Below are 16951 nucleotides of genomic sequence, written 5' to 3'. Positions count from 1 at the left end.
GCAACGACGCCGTAAGTACGAGATGGGATCGGATTCCAACCACGCCGTTCTATTTGCCGCGACCTTTCGCCCTGCCACTACCGGGGCCGCCCTTTCCACCGCCCCGATTGCCACCTCGGCTGCCAAAGCTGCTCGGTCCGTCGAATCCACCGCCACGCGCCTTTAGCCCGCCGAAGTCACGACGGCTGCCGCGATCGATCGACGGCGGCGAGAATTGCCGCGGCGAAGAGGAACGTCCAGGTGGCTGTGAGAGGCTGGGGCTAACTCGGCTGGGGCTAACTCGGCCGGGGCTAACTCGGCCGGGACTCAAGCGATTGGTGCTGGAGGATCTTAAACTGGGCGTCGAGCGGATCGTAGGCAGGTCGCGGAAGGCCGACCGGTCGATCCCCGAGGACGGGTTTGATTTGTTACCGCGCGGTGATCCGAACTGACGAACCGGGTCGAACGTTTGCCCGGGTGATTGCCCAGGCGTTTGGATTCGATCCCGTTCAACTCGTCCGCCACGATCATACGCTTTGAGCCCACGATCAAACGGAATTCCTGTTCGCCCGCTTGGCTGCTGCCCCTCATTTCCCAATCCGCGCGGCAGGCCTCGCAAAGTGGGCGCGTCGGTCGGCAGGCGAAAGCTGGAGATGCGACCGCGGTTGGATGACCTGTCGGAACGCCCTGCAACCGCGGCTTCTAGCGTTTGCTTGCCCGGCGAGAGACGCTCGAAGTCTTTTCTGGCCTTTTGCATCCGGTCAAACGACTGCCCCGCCGACCGCCCGATCGATTCGGCTTGCGTCTCGCTCAGCCGCCGAAATCGAATGTCGTCGGGATTCTGCCGGGCAAAGTCTTCGATCCGACTGGCCAGTGCCGCCCGATCGCCGATCGCTTCGTTGACGTTGCCTTTTCCTTTTCCGTTTCCAGATCCACGTCGCTCGTCATAGCGGCGCGGCGGCCTCAGTTCTTCGTGCCGCTTGAATTGTTGATGTTGCCTTGCGATGTGATCCAACGACGGCCCGCGATCGTGCAACGATCGAATTCCGTAGTACGAATACAGCGGATCGTAACGGCGCGGACCCCGGTAGTAGTTGATCCACGGATAGAACTGGCTGCCATACCCGGCGCCGTAGTAGTTGCCAAAGTAGTAGTTGCGGTGAAGGGGATTGATGAACAAGTTTGCCAACAGGTTGATACCGGTGTTGACGACATAGCGGGGCCGATACCAGTAGCCGGGGCGCAGATAGATCGGTGACCGATAATACACCGGCGTAAACAACACGCCTCGCCGATGAAACCGGTAATCCCAATACCCGGATCGGAAGACACATCCCCGCGGCGTCCAAACGTATTGATTGGGAACCCAGACCCAATCGGGTTGGCACCTCGCCCAGAACCCCGGCGTCCACTGGTATTCGTTTGATTGATAGGTCCAGTTTCCGGGGACATAAAAGTGGTCGTCACTTGGTGCCGGGGAAACGGGGCCTTGATCGAGTGACTCCGGTGGCGGCGGCAAGTAGTCGACGGTCGCCGATTCATCGTGTGCCCAAAAGCCCACGACGCGCCGGTACCCGTCGCCTTCTGCTTCCCAATAACCGGGGACCCAACGTCGATCCGGCGGCACCTCGCGCCAAACACCGCTGACCCAGACGAAGTCGTTGCGTTGCGGATCCCAATCCCAATAGCCCGACACCCAGGTCGATTTCTCGCTGTCCGGGCGCAGCGTCGGCGGCAGTTCCTTGACCAGCGGCGGAGGCTCTCGCGGCACCGTCGGGGCCGGCTGCGGATCGGCCGTGTACGGTTCGGCATACGACTCGTGCAGCGGCCCGGCCGCCATGAATTCCACGTCGGACTCCTCTTCCGACGTATGGTCCTGTGGAAGATCGGCGTTTGATGTTTCATCGATCGGAGGCGGAACCACCGGCGGCGGAAGGACCGACCGCTCGTTCTGCAGAGCCTGGGCGAAGAGCGGGCTGGAAACCAGAACCACAGTTGCGGCCAGGACGGAAGATCGGATCAGACGACGTGGAAGGCAGGTCATTGGGATGGTTTAGAATCGAGTGAGAACGATGCCAAAGACCACTTTCCCGGATAATCGTAGAAAGGCATTCAGCATTCATTGGTGTCCGGCCAGACACCAACGGTTGCAGTAGTGCAATCCATGTACCGCCGGAACGCTGTTTGGCGCGGGTGAGGCATCGTTCGCGTCGTTTGACGTCGAAAACCAATGAAAACACGCGTCAGCAAATCGCTCTACACGCAACCGGGGCAGTCCCGGCCGAGTGAATGAATCCTTCCCCCAGATCGATTTGACGACACCTCGCTCGATTTTGCGACGTGTGAAGCGGCCCGGAGAGCGTCTGCAGCAACCAACTCATATCGAGAGAATTCGGCCAAAGGCCGTTCACACCCCTAGCCTTGGGCATCGCCCAAGGTCCCCGTCAGGAACACCGAGCTCGATTGGCCAACGGCCATAAACAAACCATCGGCCCAATGCTGATTATGTCTATGGCCGTTGGCCAATTCGGAGAACGTTGCACGTGTTTTTTCCTGGGGCGGCGCGGCCTCGCTGACGCTCGGTCCGCTTGCCCCAGGCTACGGATTTACATGCCCTTCGGGCAACGAGACGGGAGTCGACACCAATGCCAGCCCGGGGACCGTGCGTCACACCGGTGACGATTCGCTGGTCAGCAATTGGTCGACTTCGTTGCTGACGATCACGCCATAGTTGATCGCGCCCAGCCAGCCACTCATGATGATCCCCACGCTGCCGGCGTGGTACATGCCGCCGATCTGACCCGGCAGATCGCGGCTGACCCCCAGGCCTTCGAATTTGGTGCCGAAGCTGGCGCCCATTTCGTGCCGGGTGTAGTGCTGGAACGTTCGCGGCGTCGCGGCTTCGGCGTGATCGATTTTTTCACGCACTCCCGGAATGTAACGCTCCAGCGCGTCGATCGTGGTTTCGACCAAATCCTGTTTGCTGGCGTTGTAATCGGCTTCACTCAAATCGTTCCAGTCGGACCAATTGGCGTTGGTGCTGCTGACGATCGCGTAGCGTTCCTTTTTCTTCCAGGGGCGGGTCCGCGGATAATAGAAACTGAACGTTCGACTGGTGATGTCTCGACTGAGCAACGATTCGGTTTTGAATTCGTCGGCGGTGCTGGTGAAGAACAGGTCGCCGCTGCTTTCGTCGATCGTCTCGCCTTCTTTAAGCGCCATGTAGACCTGGGTACTGCTGTTATTGAGCCGCACTTCGTTGGTCCGCTGGACGTAATCGGCATCAAGCTTTTCTTCGCCGATCATCTTCAGAATCGTCGTCCGCAGGTTGGCGTTGCTGACGACGGCGCGACAACGGATGCTGCGATCACCGACCTTGACCGCGCGGACCCGACCGTCTTTGACTTCGATCTGGTCAACCGGACAATTAATCCGAATGTCGACGCCGTTGGATTCCAACTCGCGTTTCATCCGCTTGATCAGGTCGTCGGTTCCACCTTCATAGATATACACGCCTTTGCTCATGAAGTTGCTGAAGACGATGCCGTAGGTGATCGCGGGGTCTTCCAGCGTGGAACCGTTGGCATAGGTGATCGGTTCCATCAACAGACGCACGATGTCGTTGCGACCGGGAAAGAACCGCTCGAACAACTCGCCGGTCGTGGTGGTCTGGTCGTCGTAAAAATTCATCCCCCGCGCGGTGTCAAAGAACGACTTGACCGTCTCCGGGTCTTGACCAAATTGCTCGACCAACAACCGTGAAAAGTCTTCCCGATCGAAGGTCGTGGTCAGCGAGAACTGGGGATTGTCGAACCGGATGTTTTTCAGTTGGACGATGCGGTCGGAAATGTCACGGCTCCAATACCGCCGACAGGATTTGATCATCCCGTGGGGAAACCCGTGCAGCGAGATGTCAAAGGTGTGGCTGCCGGGCCGCAGAAACCACGTCGCCAGCCCGCCAAGTTTGTAGTGCTGTTCCAGCAACAGCACGCGGTGTCCGGCCCGTCCGAGAATGTTGGCACTGGTCAGCCCCGCCAAGCCGCTGCCGATCACCACGACATCGTATTCGTCTTTGGCACCTTTCAGAAAATCACGCGGCATGGAACGGGAACGGCAGTGGGGGAACGGGATTGGAAGCGGGAATTGGGGGATAATGTGCGCGATGACAGGCTGGAAGCCTATCCCACTAGGCTCTGTTTGAAAACGAAAACCCCGTGGGCGATTCGGCGTGAAAAGGGGACGGGGGTCAATAGTGCGAAGCACCCGGCGGGCCGTTCCGGCTATTGACCCCCGTCCCCTTTTCACTCGCGGCGACTTTTCAGACAGAGCCTAAATGGCGCCCGAATCGGGTTGCAGTTCGGCGAACACGCCCACCATTTCCTCCGCCGGCGGTCTGTCACCGTACAACATCATTGCCCCCTCGCCAACCAACACGCGTTCGTCCAACAGCCGCAACGACTGGCCGACCGGCCGGGTGGAGCTTTGCCGCGACACACCGGCGCTTAGCCAATCGTGGGATCCGCGAAAGATTTCGACGTGGTTTTGCGGCAAAACCGTCGCCATCCGGCGGGTTCCGTCGACACTGCGACGAAGTGTCGTGATTTTCCAGCGGTCATCACGGGGATCTTTCAGGATCCGCACGGTCACCACCGACTCCCCCGGCGGCACATCCACCGCGCCGAACCAAACCGGCGCCGCCTTCGCCTCCGGCCACACCGAACTGTACGCGATCCGATACGGGGGTGACGCGGGGACACGCACCCGAATCCGGTATGTCATCGGCTGGTCGCTGGTCAATCGTGCGGCGGCGATTTCGTCCTCCGCACTGGGCGGCAAATAACCGGTTTCTTCACGCAGACGCGACAACTCGGCTTCGGCGGTTCGCAATCGGGCCACCGTCACCAAATAAGCCGACGCCAGCGCGATCACCAACAGCAGCATCAACAACCAAGTCAGCGAGAACTGGACGGGCAAACGTCGCACGGGCGTTTGCGTTCCATCGGCCGACTCTTGCTGCCCGACCGGCATTGCTGCCACTTCGTCGCTCATCCGACCGACAGCGCCATGGCTTGAGCGACGACGGCCTTTGATTTTTCCAATCCCTCGGTCGCGACCGCCAACGCGTCGCGTTTCCAGTACTCCGGATTGAACAATTCCAACGAAAACGTTCCGTTAAAACCGTTGTCGATCAATCCGCGAATGATCTGCGGCAGCGGGCAAACGCCGTCGCCGGGAAACACGCGGTCCTTGTCGGCAATCTTTTCCAGCGGCGGATCGGCCGGGTAATCGTTGATATGGAAGCACAGCATTTTGGACGCCTCGATCATCGCCAATCCGTTGAAGTCATTGCCGCCTTTGTAGATGTGATAGAAGTCCGGCAAGACGCAGGCCGACGGATGGGCGGCGGCGGTGGCCACGTAGGCCAATTCCCCCAGCTTGCTTAGCGTGGGCGAAAACCCCCACAATTCCAATTGGGGCTGCACACCGACGGCCGCGCCGACCTCGCACAAGGCCCGGTAACGCTGGGCGACCAGTTCCAACGGCGGCGGAACACTGCCGCCGCGATGCGCACCGACCGGCGGCGCGGCGATCAGCTTGCCGCCCAAGCCCGCGACCAGATCCATGTCGTGACGCGCCGCTTCCAGCCCGGCCCGGCGTTCCTCGGCGTCGTCGGAGATCCAGTTGGCAAACCCGATCGCGCTGGCGACAAACAACCCCGCGTCCTCGATCTGCTTCCGCAAGTCGGCCAGCTTGCCGCCGCCGGATAGGTACGTCTCGATGTCTCGCATCCAAGGCTCGATCCCGTCGTAACCGGCCGCCGCAGTGACTTCGATCTGTTGTTGGATCGAAAGTTTCTGGCCGCGAATCGTGCTGGTGTTGAGCGCAAATCGAACGGGAAGGCTGCCGCTGTCGGATTCTGCGGCCGCGACCGGCACTGGACCGTAGGAGGCAGTGGCAGCCGCCGCGGCGACGGCCCCCAAAAATGAACGTCGGTTGGTCATGTGGATCGTTGAAAATCAAGGAAGGGAAAGCGACGTAGTTTAGTCGCTTGCGACACCGCATTGTCACCCAAGGCGGTGCAGGCCACCAGCGCGGCTGAATCCCTGTCAACGGATCGGGAGCGGGATGGCAGAATGATACGGGGCAGAATGATGGGGTGTGCGTGGGTGGGACGCCAAACGGCTGCCTCCTGAATAAACAGCACCAACTTTCAATCAATACAAGCCCGAAGCGCTAGTGCCGGATTATTCATTAGCCGATGAGCGCTAGCTCACGGTTCATGTGCTTCCACGGCGATTGGCGAAGGAACCGCACGCTAGCGCGTGGCGGCTGATTTGCGCTGTGTGTTTTTGCAAGGGTAAACCTAAGGTCTTCTGTTGCATGGCTTTGCGTCGTTTCGCTTCAATGCCGTGAATAATCCGGGCTAGCAAGGCCCCACATACGCCAAGACACACACGCTCGCGCTGTGTGCTCGTATCCGCTCCCGTGCCACTGGCAAGGGCCCGGCCACACGCGCCCACTAACGATCGTCGGCCGCTAATTGTCTCGGCTGGATGTCGACGGGGCGTTTCTCGGACGGGAAAACGCGTTTGAATTCGGCCTTCGCCAATGTCGCCAGCCTCGGAGTAAGCGTTTCGATCGCGATCCGGTAGGCGTCAAACGCCGAGCTGTGCTTGCCGGCAAGGTACTGCTTGCGGGCAAATCGGACGAGCGCTTTGCCTTCGGCGTCGGGATCGGGGTTCAGCGCGTCTGGGGGCACGGCTGTCGTTCGAGGCGGTCGAGCCGAGGCTGAAGATCGCCCCTGCGACTTCGGTGGCAGCCCCCGCAACTGTCGATCGATCGCGTCGTGGTCGATGATCGTGACGTGGGCGCTGGCCCCGGCATGCCCCAACGCCCCGGCACGTCCCACTCCGGCTCCGATCGCTCGGCTGCCGCGTCGCGAGATGCCGCTGGCGGACCGCGACACACCGCCCAGGGACGCCGATCCGCCGACCGGGACCAGCACGCTGCCGGAATAGCTGAACCGAGAAAACGACGGCAATTGAACCGTCGATTGGGCCGACGCGATGCGATTTGGCCCCCACGCCATCACCCCCAGCGTCAGCAACGTGGCGGCGGCTGGGATGGAGAGACGGGGAACAAGCATGGGACGGAGTCGCGTAGAGCGGGGCGAAGCATCACTTCTTGATCTTGTCGCTGAAGGTGCGATTGAACTTCCGCACCTTGTCTTTAACGATGGCTTGGCAGTAGCCGTAGTTGGGATTCTTGCGGTAGAAGTCCTGGTGGTACTCTTCGGCCGGATAAAACGTCACCGCCTTTTCGAGCTGCGTGACGATCTTGCGGTCAAATTCGCCCGATTCGTCCAGTTTTTTGATGTACGCCTCCGTCGCCGCCCGCTGCTCTTCGTTGTGATAAAACACGCTGCTGCGGTACTGGGGTCCCGAGTCGGGTCCCTGTCGATTCAGCGTCGTCGGGTCGTGCGTTTTGAAGAAGACTTCCAATAACTCATCGAAGCTGACTTTGGAGGGGTCGTAGTAGATTTCGACGGCTTCGGCGTGCCCTGTTTTTTTGCTGCAGACCTGTTCGTAGGTGGGATTCCGCACCGTACCGCCGATGTAACCGCTGATCACATCGTTGACCCCCTCCATCCGCTCGAACACGGCCTCGGTGCACCAGAAGCAGCCGCCGGCAAAGGTGGCGACAAGTTCTTCCGGCTGCGGTTGGTCCTTGTCTTGAACGTCGGCGGCGGACACATTGAGGCAGAGGGTGGCCAACGCGGCCAAAGTCAGAAAGCAGATCCACAGCGTTTTCAGCGTCTTGCTCCGAGGCGGCTCGGCCACTCGAACGGCAACTTTGGTGTTTGACATCATCAATCGAATACCTATCGGGTCTGGATCTGCGTGTGCGTCTGGACTGGACTCGATTATACGCTCTCGGACAGCCGGGAAGTCGTGATCAGACCGAACAAAGGAAGAAAGCTTGACACAATCAATCCATCAAGGGGCCTCGGTGGCGGTCCAGCCCCATTTTGACCTTGCCCACACCGTGGCCGAGGACGAAATCGACGCCCAGCAACACGTGCACAATTTGCGCTACCTGCAGTGGACTCTCTGGGCCGCCGGGCGGCACACCGAGTCGATCGGGTGGGATGCCAAGGCCGCCCTGGATCGCGGGCTCGGCTGGGTGGTTCGAGAACACTCGATCCAGTACCGCGGTGCCGCACTGGCCGGAGACCAGATCATCGTGCGGACCTGGGTGCACGACCTGCAACGGTTTGCCTCGCGGCGAAAGTCCGTGATCTGTCGCCCGGCGGACCAGAAAGTGCTGGCGAAAGTGGAAACCCGCTGGGTGTTCGTCGATCTGCGCCAGCACAAGGCGCTGGCGATTCCCGATCTCGCCAAGCAGAATTTAGTGCTTTGTCCCGAGCCGCCACCGTTGCCCTGGGAGGAGCTGGGATAGCAACTTCTTGGCCGGCTGCGGAAGTCGGGTAAGAAAATTTGGGCGGCAAGAAAATGACGAAATGCACCATCCGTGCCCAGGCCGAGCCTGTGAACGAAGCGACGGGGAAACGACAGGCTGGAAGCCTGTCCCACTGGTTCGCCCTTCCGGCGCTACTGGTTGAGCGCTTCGTCGATGATTTCTCGGCTGGCCCGCGTGCCGAGGGCGCCGATGATGCCGTAGGGGCTGGCGTCGCCGGCTTGAATGCCGTCGTTTTGACCGGCGCGTGAGTCCCCGGAGCTGATCGAATCGGTCAGAAAGACCACCGCCCCGTCGCTCATCAAAATGTGCGCGCCGCCTTGGTGACGACTGCTGATCGACCAGTTGCCTTCGGTCAATTCGTGCGGACCGTGCAAGCACAACTCGGTGTTGGGTGCCCGGTTGGTGGTCACACTGGAATGGATGTGACCGAAGTTGGCCCAGCTGAATCCGCGCCGCGTCCCCAATTCGACCGCCACCAGGTAGGCCGAGCCGTCATCGTTCTTCGGGTTATGGGCGGGAAAGGCCGTGGAGACCCAAAACGAAGGTCGCTCGGGGTCGATCAGCGTGCCCATGTCTTGGCACGCCATCGTCCCTCCGTCAGCCGTCATCGTGACTTGACGCCCGTCGACATTGCTGACGTCAAACAAGCCGTGCGATCGCGTGTCGCGGTCCAACAAGTCGGTCATGATTTCGCCGCAACACATGGTGTTGGACAAACCGTCCAAGATGTCGCGGAATCGAGAAAACTTGCGGGAGACAAAGGTTCCACGTCCCCAACGGGCGATCGCACTGGCCTGGATCACCGAGGGCGGTTGGTAATCGCCATGGAGAAAGTTGGTCAAACCGATCCGCGAGGCCATGGCGCTGTCGCCGATGCAGGCCGCGTAGTTGGTTCGTCCCAGCGCCGGCAACCCCACACCGGGGTCGCTGGGGCATCGCAGCGTCGGGATTTCGGTGACCCAGGGCCGGTAACCATACTGCCCGCCTTGTGGCTTGGGCCCCATCGGTTGCCAGGGCGGACTGACCGGGTTGCCTGCCGGGTCGGTCGCCAGTCGGTTGGAGATCTGTGTCCACAATGCCTGCTGCTCCATGAACGGCATCAACCCGACCAGAAAGCTCAAACTCTTTTGATTCGTCCGCGGCGAGTAAAACGCCAACGTGTTGCCGGCCGTGTAATCGATTCCCGTCCCGCCGCCGTGCATCGGCAGTCGCTTGTAGGCCGAGTGATAGTTGTGAAGCGCCAGTCCGACTTGTTTGAAGTTATTGCTGCAGCTCATCCGCCGCGCCGCCTCGCGCGCCGCTTGGACGGCCGGCAACAGCAACCCCACCAAAATCCCGATGATTGCGATGACGACCAGTAGTTCCACCAGTGTAAAACCGGCAACGTTTCGCCGAGACATAAACGGCTCCTCATGCATGAAAAGTGGGGGACGGGCTAGGGCGTCGGCGTGGTTTGTTGTTCGATCGATTCTTGTTCCAACGCCTCCAGCTTGGCCTGTTCCAGCTGTTCAATTTCTTCTTCGGTTAATCCCGACGTCTCATCGATCTTGGCATTCATCGCCCGTTGCTCTTGTTCGCTGATCTGGTAGGGATTTTCGTTCAACGGGACATCGACCACGCCCCCTTCGTGACCGCCGCAACCGGCCAACAGGACCAAAAAACCACAGGCCAAGCCGCCTGAGCGAAGGATGCATTTCATTTCGTTGACTCCAGTAGAACGTGATTGGCGGCCCATGGTACACCTTTCGCACGGCCACAACGCTGAATTGCCGGCTCAAACCCGAACGTGAACGAACGTATTGTAGCCGACGTGCCGCCGCAATCGTGGTCCGGCAAAAAACCGTCCTCCCGCGATTGACCCTTGACGTAGCGACGCTCGCCAGAGCGTGGTCGTCGCGGGGCAACCACCTTCTGGCGAAGGTCGTTACCGTGCCGGTCAGATCGATCCTTTAGAGCCGCCGCAGTTTCTGGGCGAGAAAGCCAGCCGTCGCGTTGTCGGCCTGCTCAGCAATCTGCTCGGGCGTCCCTTCGGCCAACAAGCTGCCGCCGCCACTGCCGCCGCTGGGTCCCAGATCGATGATCCAGTCACAGCAAGCCAACAGATCAAAGTCGTGCTCGATCACGATCACCGTGTTGCCCGCATCGACCAGCCGCTGCAGCACGCCGACCAGCCGTTTGACGTCGTCGAAGTGCAACCCCGTGGTCGGCTCGTCCAACACGTACAAGGTGCTGCCGGTCGACGTGCGGGCCAGTTCCGTGCCCAGTTTGATACGTTGTGCTTCACCGCCGCTGAGCGTCGTACTGCTTTGGCCCAGATGCATGTAACCCAGCCCGACGGCTTGTAGTGACGAAAGCAACCGATGGGCGGCGGGCATGTTTTCAAAGAACGATGCGGCCTGGTCGATCGTCATCGCCAAGACATCTGCCACACTGGCGCCTTTAAAACGGACCTGCAACGTTTGGCGGTTGAAACGTTTTCCGCCACAGCGTGGGCAGGTCACGAATAAATCGCTCAGGAAATTCATCTCAATCCGTTGGACGCCATGTCCCTTGCAAAGTTCGCAGCGTCCGGCGGCGGAATTGAAACTGAATCGGCTGGTCGTGAACCCCCGCGTTTTCGCCTCCCGCGTCGCCGCAAACACCTTGCGGATCTCGTCCAACACCCCGCTGTACGTCGCCGGACAGGAGCGCGGGCTGCGTCCGATCGGGGCCTGGTCGATCGGCACCAATTTGTCCAACGCCTCCGCCCCGGTCAGCCTGCCGAACTGGGCGATGCTGTCGGCCGTCGTCGGCAGCGGGGTGCCGTGGTTCAACTGGTGCGTGAGGGCCGGCAACAACGTGTCGACGACCAACGAGCTTTTGCCGCTACCGGAAACGCCACTGATTCCGATCAAACAGCCCAGCGGAAAACGCGCGGTGATGTTTTTCAGATTGTGTGTGCTGACGTCCGAAAGTGTTACGAAGCGTTCGGCGGCGCGGCGCGATTGCGGGACCGGCACCGTATCGACGCCCGCCAGATAACGCCCCGTCAAACTGTTCTTGTTGGCCTGGATGCGTTTGGGAGTTCCCGCCGCAACAATCTTGCCGCCCTGGGCTCCGGCACCGGGACCGACGTCGATCAATCGATCGGCCGCCCGCATCGTGGCTTCGTCATGCTCGACCACCACGACGGTGTTGCCGTTTTGTTGCAACTGCCGCAGACACTCGATCAATCGACCATGGTCGGCCGGATGCAGTCCGATCGACGGTTCATCCAGAATGTAACACACGCCGACCAGGCCGCTGCCGATGCTGGTCGCCAGCCGGACGCGTTGCAGTTCACCGCCGGAAAGCGTTTCGGCACTGCGGTCGAGCGTGAGGTACGAAACGCCGACGCGATCGAGAAACTCCAATCGCTTGGCGACCTCGGTCTGAATCGGTTTGGCAACCGCACGATGAAGCTGGGAAAGCGTGGGACCGAGTCCCCGGATCCAATCGGCCGCGTCGGTCAAATTCATCGCCACAAGCTGGGTGATCGAAACGCCGTCGATCGTCACGCCCATCGCTTCGGATCGTAACCGACCGCCGTTGCAGGTCGGACAAGTCACCTTGGACTCTGCCGAATCGATTCGCCCCAACCCGTCGCAATCGGGACAGGCACCGTAGGGACTGTTGAACGAAAACGTCCGCGGTTCGATCTCTTCGACGCTGGCCCCGCACTCGATACACGCCATCGCGGTGTTGTAGATCGAATCGGTCCAGCTTCCGCTTTCATCTTCGACCGCGGCGGCGGCCAGCCCATTGCCCAAACGCAACGCCAACGTCAGCGAATCGGCCAGACGCGACTGGACGCCATCGCGCAAGACCAGACGATCCACGACCGCTTCGATCGTGTGATTCTTGCGGACCGCCAACTCGGGAACGTCCTCCAACAACATCATCTGCCCGTCGACACGGACGCGGACCAAGCCGGCTGCCTGGATCGATTGCAAGACGTCGCGGTGGGCGCCCTTGCGGCCGCGGACCATCGGAGCCATCAACACCAACTTGGTGCCTTCGGGGTGATCCAACAACGAATCGCGGATCGCGTCGGCCGATTGCCGCGCGATCGCCGAACCACAATTGCCGCAATGCGGTAACCCCACGCGGGCAAACAACAATCGCAAGTAGTCGTAGATCTCCGTGACCGTCGCGACGGTGCTTCGCGCGGTCGTCGATCCCGGCTTTTGATCGATCGCCATCGTCGGCGCCAAACCGTCGATCAAATCCACATCCGGTCGCGGCAGCGAATCCAAGAACTGACGTGCGTAGGCCGACAAACTGTCGATGTATTGCCGCTGCCCCTCGGCGAACAACGTGTCGAACGCCAGCGAACTCTTGCCGCTGCCCGACACGCCGGTGATCACGGTGATCGCATCACGGGGCAGATCCACGTCGACCGATTGCAAGTTGTGAACCCGCGCGCCGCGGATTCGAATCGAGTTGGCGGAACGAGACTTCGGCAACGGTCGGGGGGATGGGGGGATGGGGGGATGGGGAGATGGGAGACGGGGAGATGGGAGATGGCTGCGGGATAGTTTACGCGATCTGGCAAGCGAACCCTATGCACCGCCAAGAGGAAGCTGCCTTTCGTTTCCAACGGCGAAGTCTTTCATCATTCTGTCCCGAATCATTCTGCCATCCCTCCCTGTCAAGCCGCCTTGGCGAGTCTCTTTGCGACGCGGGGTGGCGGCTCGCGCCAGCGACGGTGCAGCCACCAATACTGCTCGACCGCCTCGGAGACGCTGATCGCCAGCTGGCGGTTGTACCACTTCGTCAGCGACTGGACGCTTTGGCAATGGCCCTCGGGGTCGTCTTGGGGGTCGGCCACGGCGATGCAAGCGGATTCGAATTTCATCGGTTGCCCGTCGATGCGTCGCGTCGCACCGGCGATCATCGGCGCGCCGCTGCCGAGTGAAAACAGTGCCAGCGCCTTGTGGCAGGACGCGGGCACCCCCAGAAAGTTCGTCCAACAACCTTTGGGACCGGCGTGTTGGTCGGCCAGGATCGCCAACGTGCCGCCGGCGGCCAAATGCTGGTCGACCTCGATCGCACAGCCGTCCTTGTCCAACATCGTTTGCCCCTTGGCACTGCGAAACCGCTGGACCCAGTCGTTCAAAAACGGGTTGTCCAGCCGCCGCGCGATGGTGGTCGATTCGCACCCCATCAGTCCGGCGGTGTAACCGCCGACTTCAAAGTTGCCGAAGTGGCCGGTCACCATCACGGCCGGGCGTTTGGACAGACAATTCCGCAGGATGTCGCGGCTGTTGCGGAAGCGAACGTACTGGGACCAGTTGGTCAGGTGCAGCCGCCGCTGAGCCCAGGCGATTTCACAAACCATCAGCATCAGCGAATGCCACATCGCCGCCTCGATCGCCTGACGTTGCCGCTCACTGGCATCGGGAAACACCTGCTGCAGGTTGCCGGCCGTGGTCCGCTTTCGGAGCGGCCCCAGGCGGCAAATCAGGGTGGCCAAGCCGCGACACAGGGCGTCCCCCAGATCCAGCGGCAGGGTCTGGATGACGGCGACGATCAACCGCACCACCAGGTAACTGGCGAAATCGGCACACCGCTGCCCGGCCCTTTTCCAAGCGGCGGCGTCGCGGGGGATGAAGCGTGGGATCGGAATGGCCATCGGGAGCAGGTTTTCGCGGAGAAGGGGGGTTTTCCATCGGCTGTGAATTCAATCAGGCTGACGCCATCGCGCAAGCGTACCGGCCTGTTGACTTAATCCGATCACACGAGGGATTTGACGTCACGCGCAAGCGTACGTGTCAACCAGAACGCAAACGCTCCCGTGCCCGTAGGCTCGCGGCATACGGCTGATCTCGTATGACATCAGCCTGATCGCGCCGGCGTCCAAGCATTTCCTGAAGAAGTGATGGTTCCGGCCCAGACCCGCCAAGTGTCCCAGATCGGCGGCCTCCAACTCCAGAGCGATTCGCGCCCGCCGCCGGTTGGTTTGTCGCTCCCCGCCGTCCCTGGAGAGGTCATTCGGTTTTTAAGTCGTTGATCGTAAAGGGTTTTCGTCACCCTCCCTTCCGAGGTCGTGCGGTTTTTAACCTTAGAGATACTAGGCGTTTACACGTTTCCCCCCCCTGGGCAGGAAGATTGCTTTGAGGTGGTGAGTTCAGGCAAGCGGTCTGAAGAATCGAAAAGGCCCACGGATAGCAGCGCGAACCCACGGATGTAATTCGGCTTGGGATCCGTGGGTTCGCGCTGCTATCCGTGGGCAATCGACCTCCATGTGGTTCAGGGCAGCCGGAGAAATTTGCAAAAACCCCATAGGATGAAGGACTTGTAAACCGCACGACCTCTGCCAGGGAGGGTTTCTTCCAAACACCGCACGACCTCCGGAGTGTGGGACGTGGATTGATCGACGCGATAAAACCGGGGCCAAGGGCACTTTTTTCGCTTTCGTCGATTCCGTCCGTAGGGGTGGTGGTTGTTGGATCGGGGCTCGAAAGCGAACATGCCGATCCCAAGCACTTGGTTTTCGTTTGTCCCTTCACTCCCCAGACCGATGAATTCCCCCGAACCCTCCCGTTCATCTCCCCCAGCCAGCCCGGCCCCCGAGGGGGCCTGTGCGGTCGTCTTGGCTGCCGGCAAGGGGACTCGCATGAACAGTGAATTGCCCAAAGTCCTGTGCCCGGTCGTCGGACGCGCGATGATCCATTTCGTGATCGACGCCCTGGAGGCGGCCGGCATCCACCGCCAAATCGTCGTCGTGGGCTACGAGGCCGACGCGGTCAAACGAGAATTGGCGACGCGCGACCAAGCGAACATCCAATTCGCACTCCAAGCCGAACAACTGGGCACCGGGCACGCCGTGCAGTGCTGTCGCGACCTGCTAAGCGAGCAAACCGGGCCGACGATCGTCGTCGCCGGGGATTCCCCGCTGATCCAATCGGACAGTCTGAAAACGCTGCTGGAACACTTCCACCAAACCCAGCCCGCGTTGCTGTTGGGCACGCTGAAAAAAGACGACCCCACCGGTTTGGGCCGGATCGTGCGGAACGACGCCGGCGAATTCATCGGCATCGTCGAACACAAGGACGCCACGCCCGAACAGTTGGCGATCGACGAAGTCAACATGAGCACGTACCTGTTCCGCACCCCGGATCTGCTCGAGTCGCTCTCGATGCTGAACAACGACAACGCCCAGGGCGAATACTACCTGACCGATTGCGCCCGACTGTTGCGAGAATCCGGACGCCCGGTCGCGGCCTTGCCGGCACTCAAACCCTGCGAATCGCTGTCGATCAACAACCCCGACGAACTTCAACTGGTCGACCAACAAATGCGGACGATGGGCTATGCGTGAACTCAAGATTTTCAGCGGCAGGGCGAACCCTGATCTGGCGATGAAGATCTGTCGCCACCTGCACCTGGAACCGGCCGCGATCTCGCTGGGTAAATTCCCCGACGGGGAGAACTATTGCAAACTGGACGAAGACGTTCGGGGACGCGACGTGTTTCTGGTCCAGTCGACTTGCCCGCCGGTCAACGACAACTTGTTCGAGTTGTTGGTGATGATCGATTGCTGCAAACGTGCCAGCGCCGAACGCGTCACCGCCGTGATTCCCTATTACGGCTACGCGCGCCAGGACCGCAAGGACGAAGGCCGCGTGCCGATCACGGCTAAGATGGTCGCCAACCTGATCGCCCGCGCCGGGGCCGACCGCGTGTTGACGATGGACTTGCACGCCGCCCAAATCCAAGGCTTCTTTGACGTCCCCGTCGATCACCTGTACGCCGCCCCGGTGCTGAACGAACACTTCAGCAACCGCGGATTGACCGATGACAAGATCGTCGTCGTCAGCCCGGACGAAGGCAGCATCAAACGCGCCGTCGGTCACGGAAAACGTCTGGGCGGACCGCTGGCGATCGTCGACAAACGACGCACCAGCGCGATGGAAGTCCGGCAAAGTACGATCATCGGTGGCCCCGTCGAAGGCAAGATCGCACTGATGTTTGACGACATGATCAGCACCGCCGGATCCATTTGTGGTGCCGCCAAGCTGGTCCACGAAGCCGGCGCCGCGGAAATCCACATCGCCTGCACCCACGGCGTGCTGTGCGGCCCGGCCATCGAACGACTGCGAGAAGCCCCCGTCGATTCGATCACCGTGACCGACACGATTCCCGTCCCGGCCGACAAGATGCTGCCCAAGATGTCGCAACTGACCGTCGCGCCGTTGTTGGCCGAAGCGATCAAACGCATCCACCACGATCAATCGATCAGCGAACTGTTCCGCGAACGGTAGCGGTCCAAGGGTCAATCGGACGTCGGCGTTACCTCCTGGAGTCCCCTCCCTGTCAGGGAGGGTCGAGCGAAGCGAGGGGAGGGTCGCTAGGTCAAAAAATGGAGTGGTCAAAAAATGTTGCTGCCGAAAAGGCGGGACGGCGGCGCATCCGGTACAGCCGGAATTTCTTGACCGGTTTTCACGCCGCGGCCCCCGGGTCGGGCGGA

General features: G+C 60.9%; 13 protein-coding genes. 3 read left to right on the top strand and 10 right to left on the bottom strand.

From position 1 onward, the window contains the following. Nucleotides 1-49 precede the first annotated feature (49 nt). The 6 genes from H1B37_RS11620 to msrA form a co-directional block, all read right to left on the bottom strand. On the bottom strand, nt 50-2023 hold the full coding sequence (locus tag H1B37_RS11620) for a YXWGXW repeat-containing protein (RefSeq protein ID WP_182866823.1): 1974 nt from the start codon (nt 2021-2023) through the stop codon (nt 50-52). 623 nt (nt 2024-2646) lie between these two features. Next, the gene (locus H1B37_RS11615) at nt 2647-4080 is read right to left on the bottom strand and encodes a phytoene desaturase family protein (RefSeq protein ID WP_182866822.1); all 1434 of its coding nucleotides are present in this window, start codon (nt 4078-4080) and stop codon (nt 2647-2649) included. A 228-nt stretch (nt 4081-4308) separates the two neighbouring features. Continuing rightward, the gene (locus tag H1B37_RS11610; protein ID WP_286177643.1) at nt 4309-5028 is read right to left on the bottom strand and encodes a hypothetical protein; all 720 of its coding nucleotides are present in this window, start codon (nt 5026-5028) and stop codon (nt 4309-4311) included. Continuing rightward, the gene (locus H1B37_RS11605; RefSeq protein WP_182866821.1) at nt 5025-5981 is read right to left on the bottom strand and encodes a sugar phosphate isomerase/epimerase family protein; all 957 of its coding nucleotides are present in this window, start codon (nt 5979-5981) and stop codon (nt 5025-5027) included. The genes H1B37_RS11610 and H1B37_RS11605 overlap by 4 nt, the downstream gene beginning before the upstream one ends. Before the next feature lie 518 nt (nt 5982-6499). Further along, nucleotides 6500-7126, bottom strand: a complete 627-nt coding sequence (locus tag H1B37_RS11600; protein ID WP_182866820.1) for a hypothetical protein — start codon at nt 7124-7126, stop codon at nt 6500-6502. A gap of 31 nt (nt 7127-7157) precedes the next feature. Beyond that, nucleotides 7158-7850: a peptide-methionine (S)-S-oxide reductase MsrA gene (msrA, locus tag H1B37_RS11595; RefSeq protein WP_182866819.1), complete on the bottom strand. Its 693-nt coding sequence runs from the start codon at nt 7848-7850 to the stop codon at nt 7158-7160. Between the two features lie 109 nt (nt 7851-7959). Here msrA and H1B37_RS11590 point away from each other — a divergent pair, with 109 nt between their 5' ends. Then, entirely contained in the window at nt 7960-8439 is a 480-nt protein-coding gene (locus H1B37_RS11590; protein ID WP_220498164.1) for an acyl-CoA thioesterase, read from the top strand. Between the two features lie 152 nt (nt 8440-8591). On the opposite strand, the gene H1B37_RS11585 is transcribed toward H1B37_RS11590, so the two are convergent. The 4 genes from H1B37_RS11585 to H1B37_RS11570 all read right to left on the bottom strand — a co-directional run bounded on the left by H1B37_RS11585 (nt 8592) and on the right by H1B37_RS11570 (nt 14113). Next, the gene (locus H1B37_RS11585) at nt 8592-9860 is read right to left on the bottom strand and encodes a DUF1559 domain-containing protein (RefSeq protein WP_182866818.1); all 1269 of its coding nucleotides are present in this window, start codon (nt 9858-9860) and stop codon (nt 8592-8594) included. 35 nt (nt 9861-9895) lie between these two features. After that, nucleotides 9896-10159 carry a hypothetical protein gene (locus tag H1B37_RS11580; protein ID WP_182866817.1) on the bottom strand — a complete coding sequence of 88 codons (264 nt, stop codon included), beginning with the start codon at nt 10157-10159 and terminating at the stop codon, nt 9896-9898. A 250-nt stretch (nt 10160-10409) separates the two neighbouring features. Further along, nucleotides 10410-12944, bottom strand: a complete 2535-nt coding sequence (gene uvrA, locus H1B37_RS11575) for an excinuclease ABC subunit UvrA (protein WP_182866816.1) — start codon at nt 12942-12944, stop codon at nt 10410-10412. Nucleotides 12945-13129: 185 nt separating this feature from the next. Continuing rightward, complete coding sequence (locus H1B37_RS11570; RefSeq protein WP_182866815.1) at nt 13130-14113, bottom strand: lysophospholipid acyltransferase family protein; 984 nt, start codon at nt 14111-14113, stop codon at nt 13130-13132. Between the two features lie 888 nt (nt 14114-15001). Here H1B37_RS11570 and H1B37_RS11565 point away from each other — a divergent pair. Both H1B37_RS11565 and H1B37_RS11560 read left to right on the top strand, forming a co-directional pair. Continuing rightward, entirely contained in the window at nt 15002-15802 is an 801-nt protein-coding gene (locus H1B37_RS11565) for a sugar phosphate nucleotidyltransferase (RefSeq protein ID WP_182866814.1), read from the top strand. Continuing rightward, nucleotides 15795-16745 (top strand): ribose-phosphate diphosphokinase, encoded by a 951-nt coding sequence (locus H1B37_RS11560; RefSeq protein ID WP_182866813.1) that lies wholly within the window; start codon nt 15795-15797, stop codon nt 16743-16745. Before H1B37_RS11565 ends, H1B37_RS11560 begins: the two co-directional genes overlap by 8 nt. Nucleotides 16746-16951: the final 206 nt, after the last annotated feature.

Source organism: Stieleria mannarensis, from assembly GCF_014154935.1.
In the GTDB taxonomy this organism is placed as follows: Bacteria; Planctomycetota; Planctomycetia; order Pirellulales; family Pirellulaceae; genus Stieleria; species Stieleria mannarensis.
This window is presented reverse-complemented; position numbering and strand designations above follow the sequence as displayed.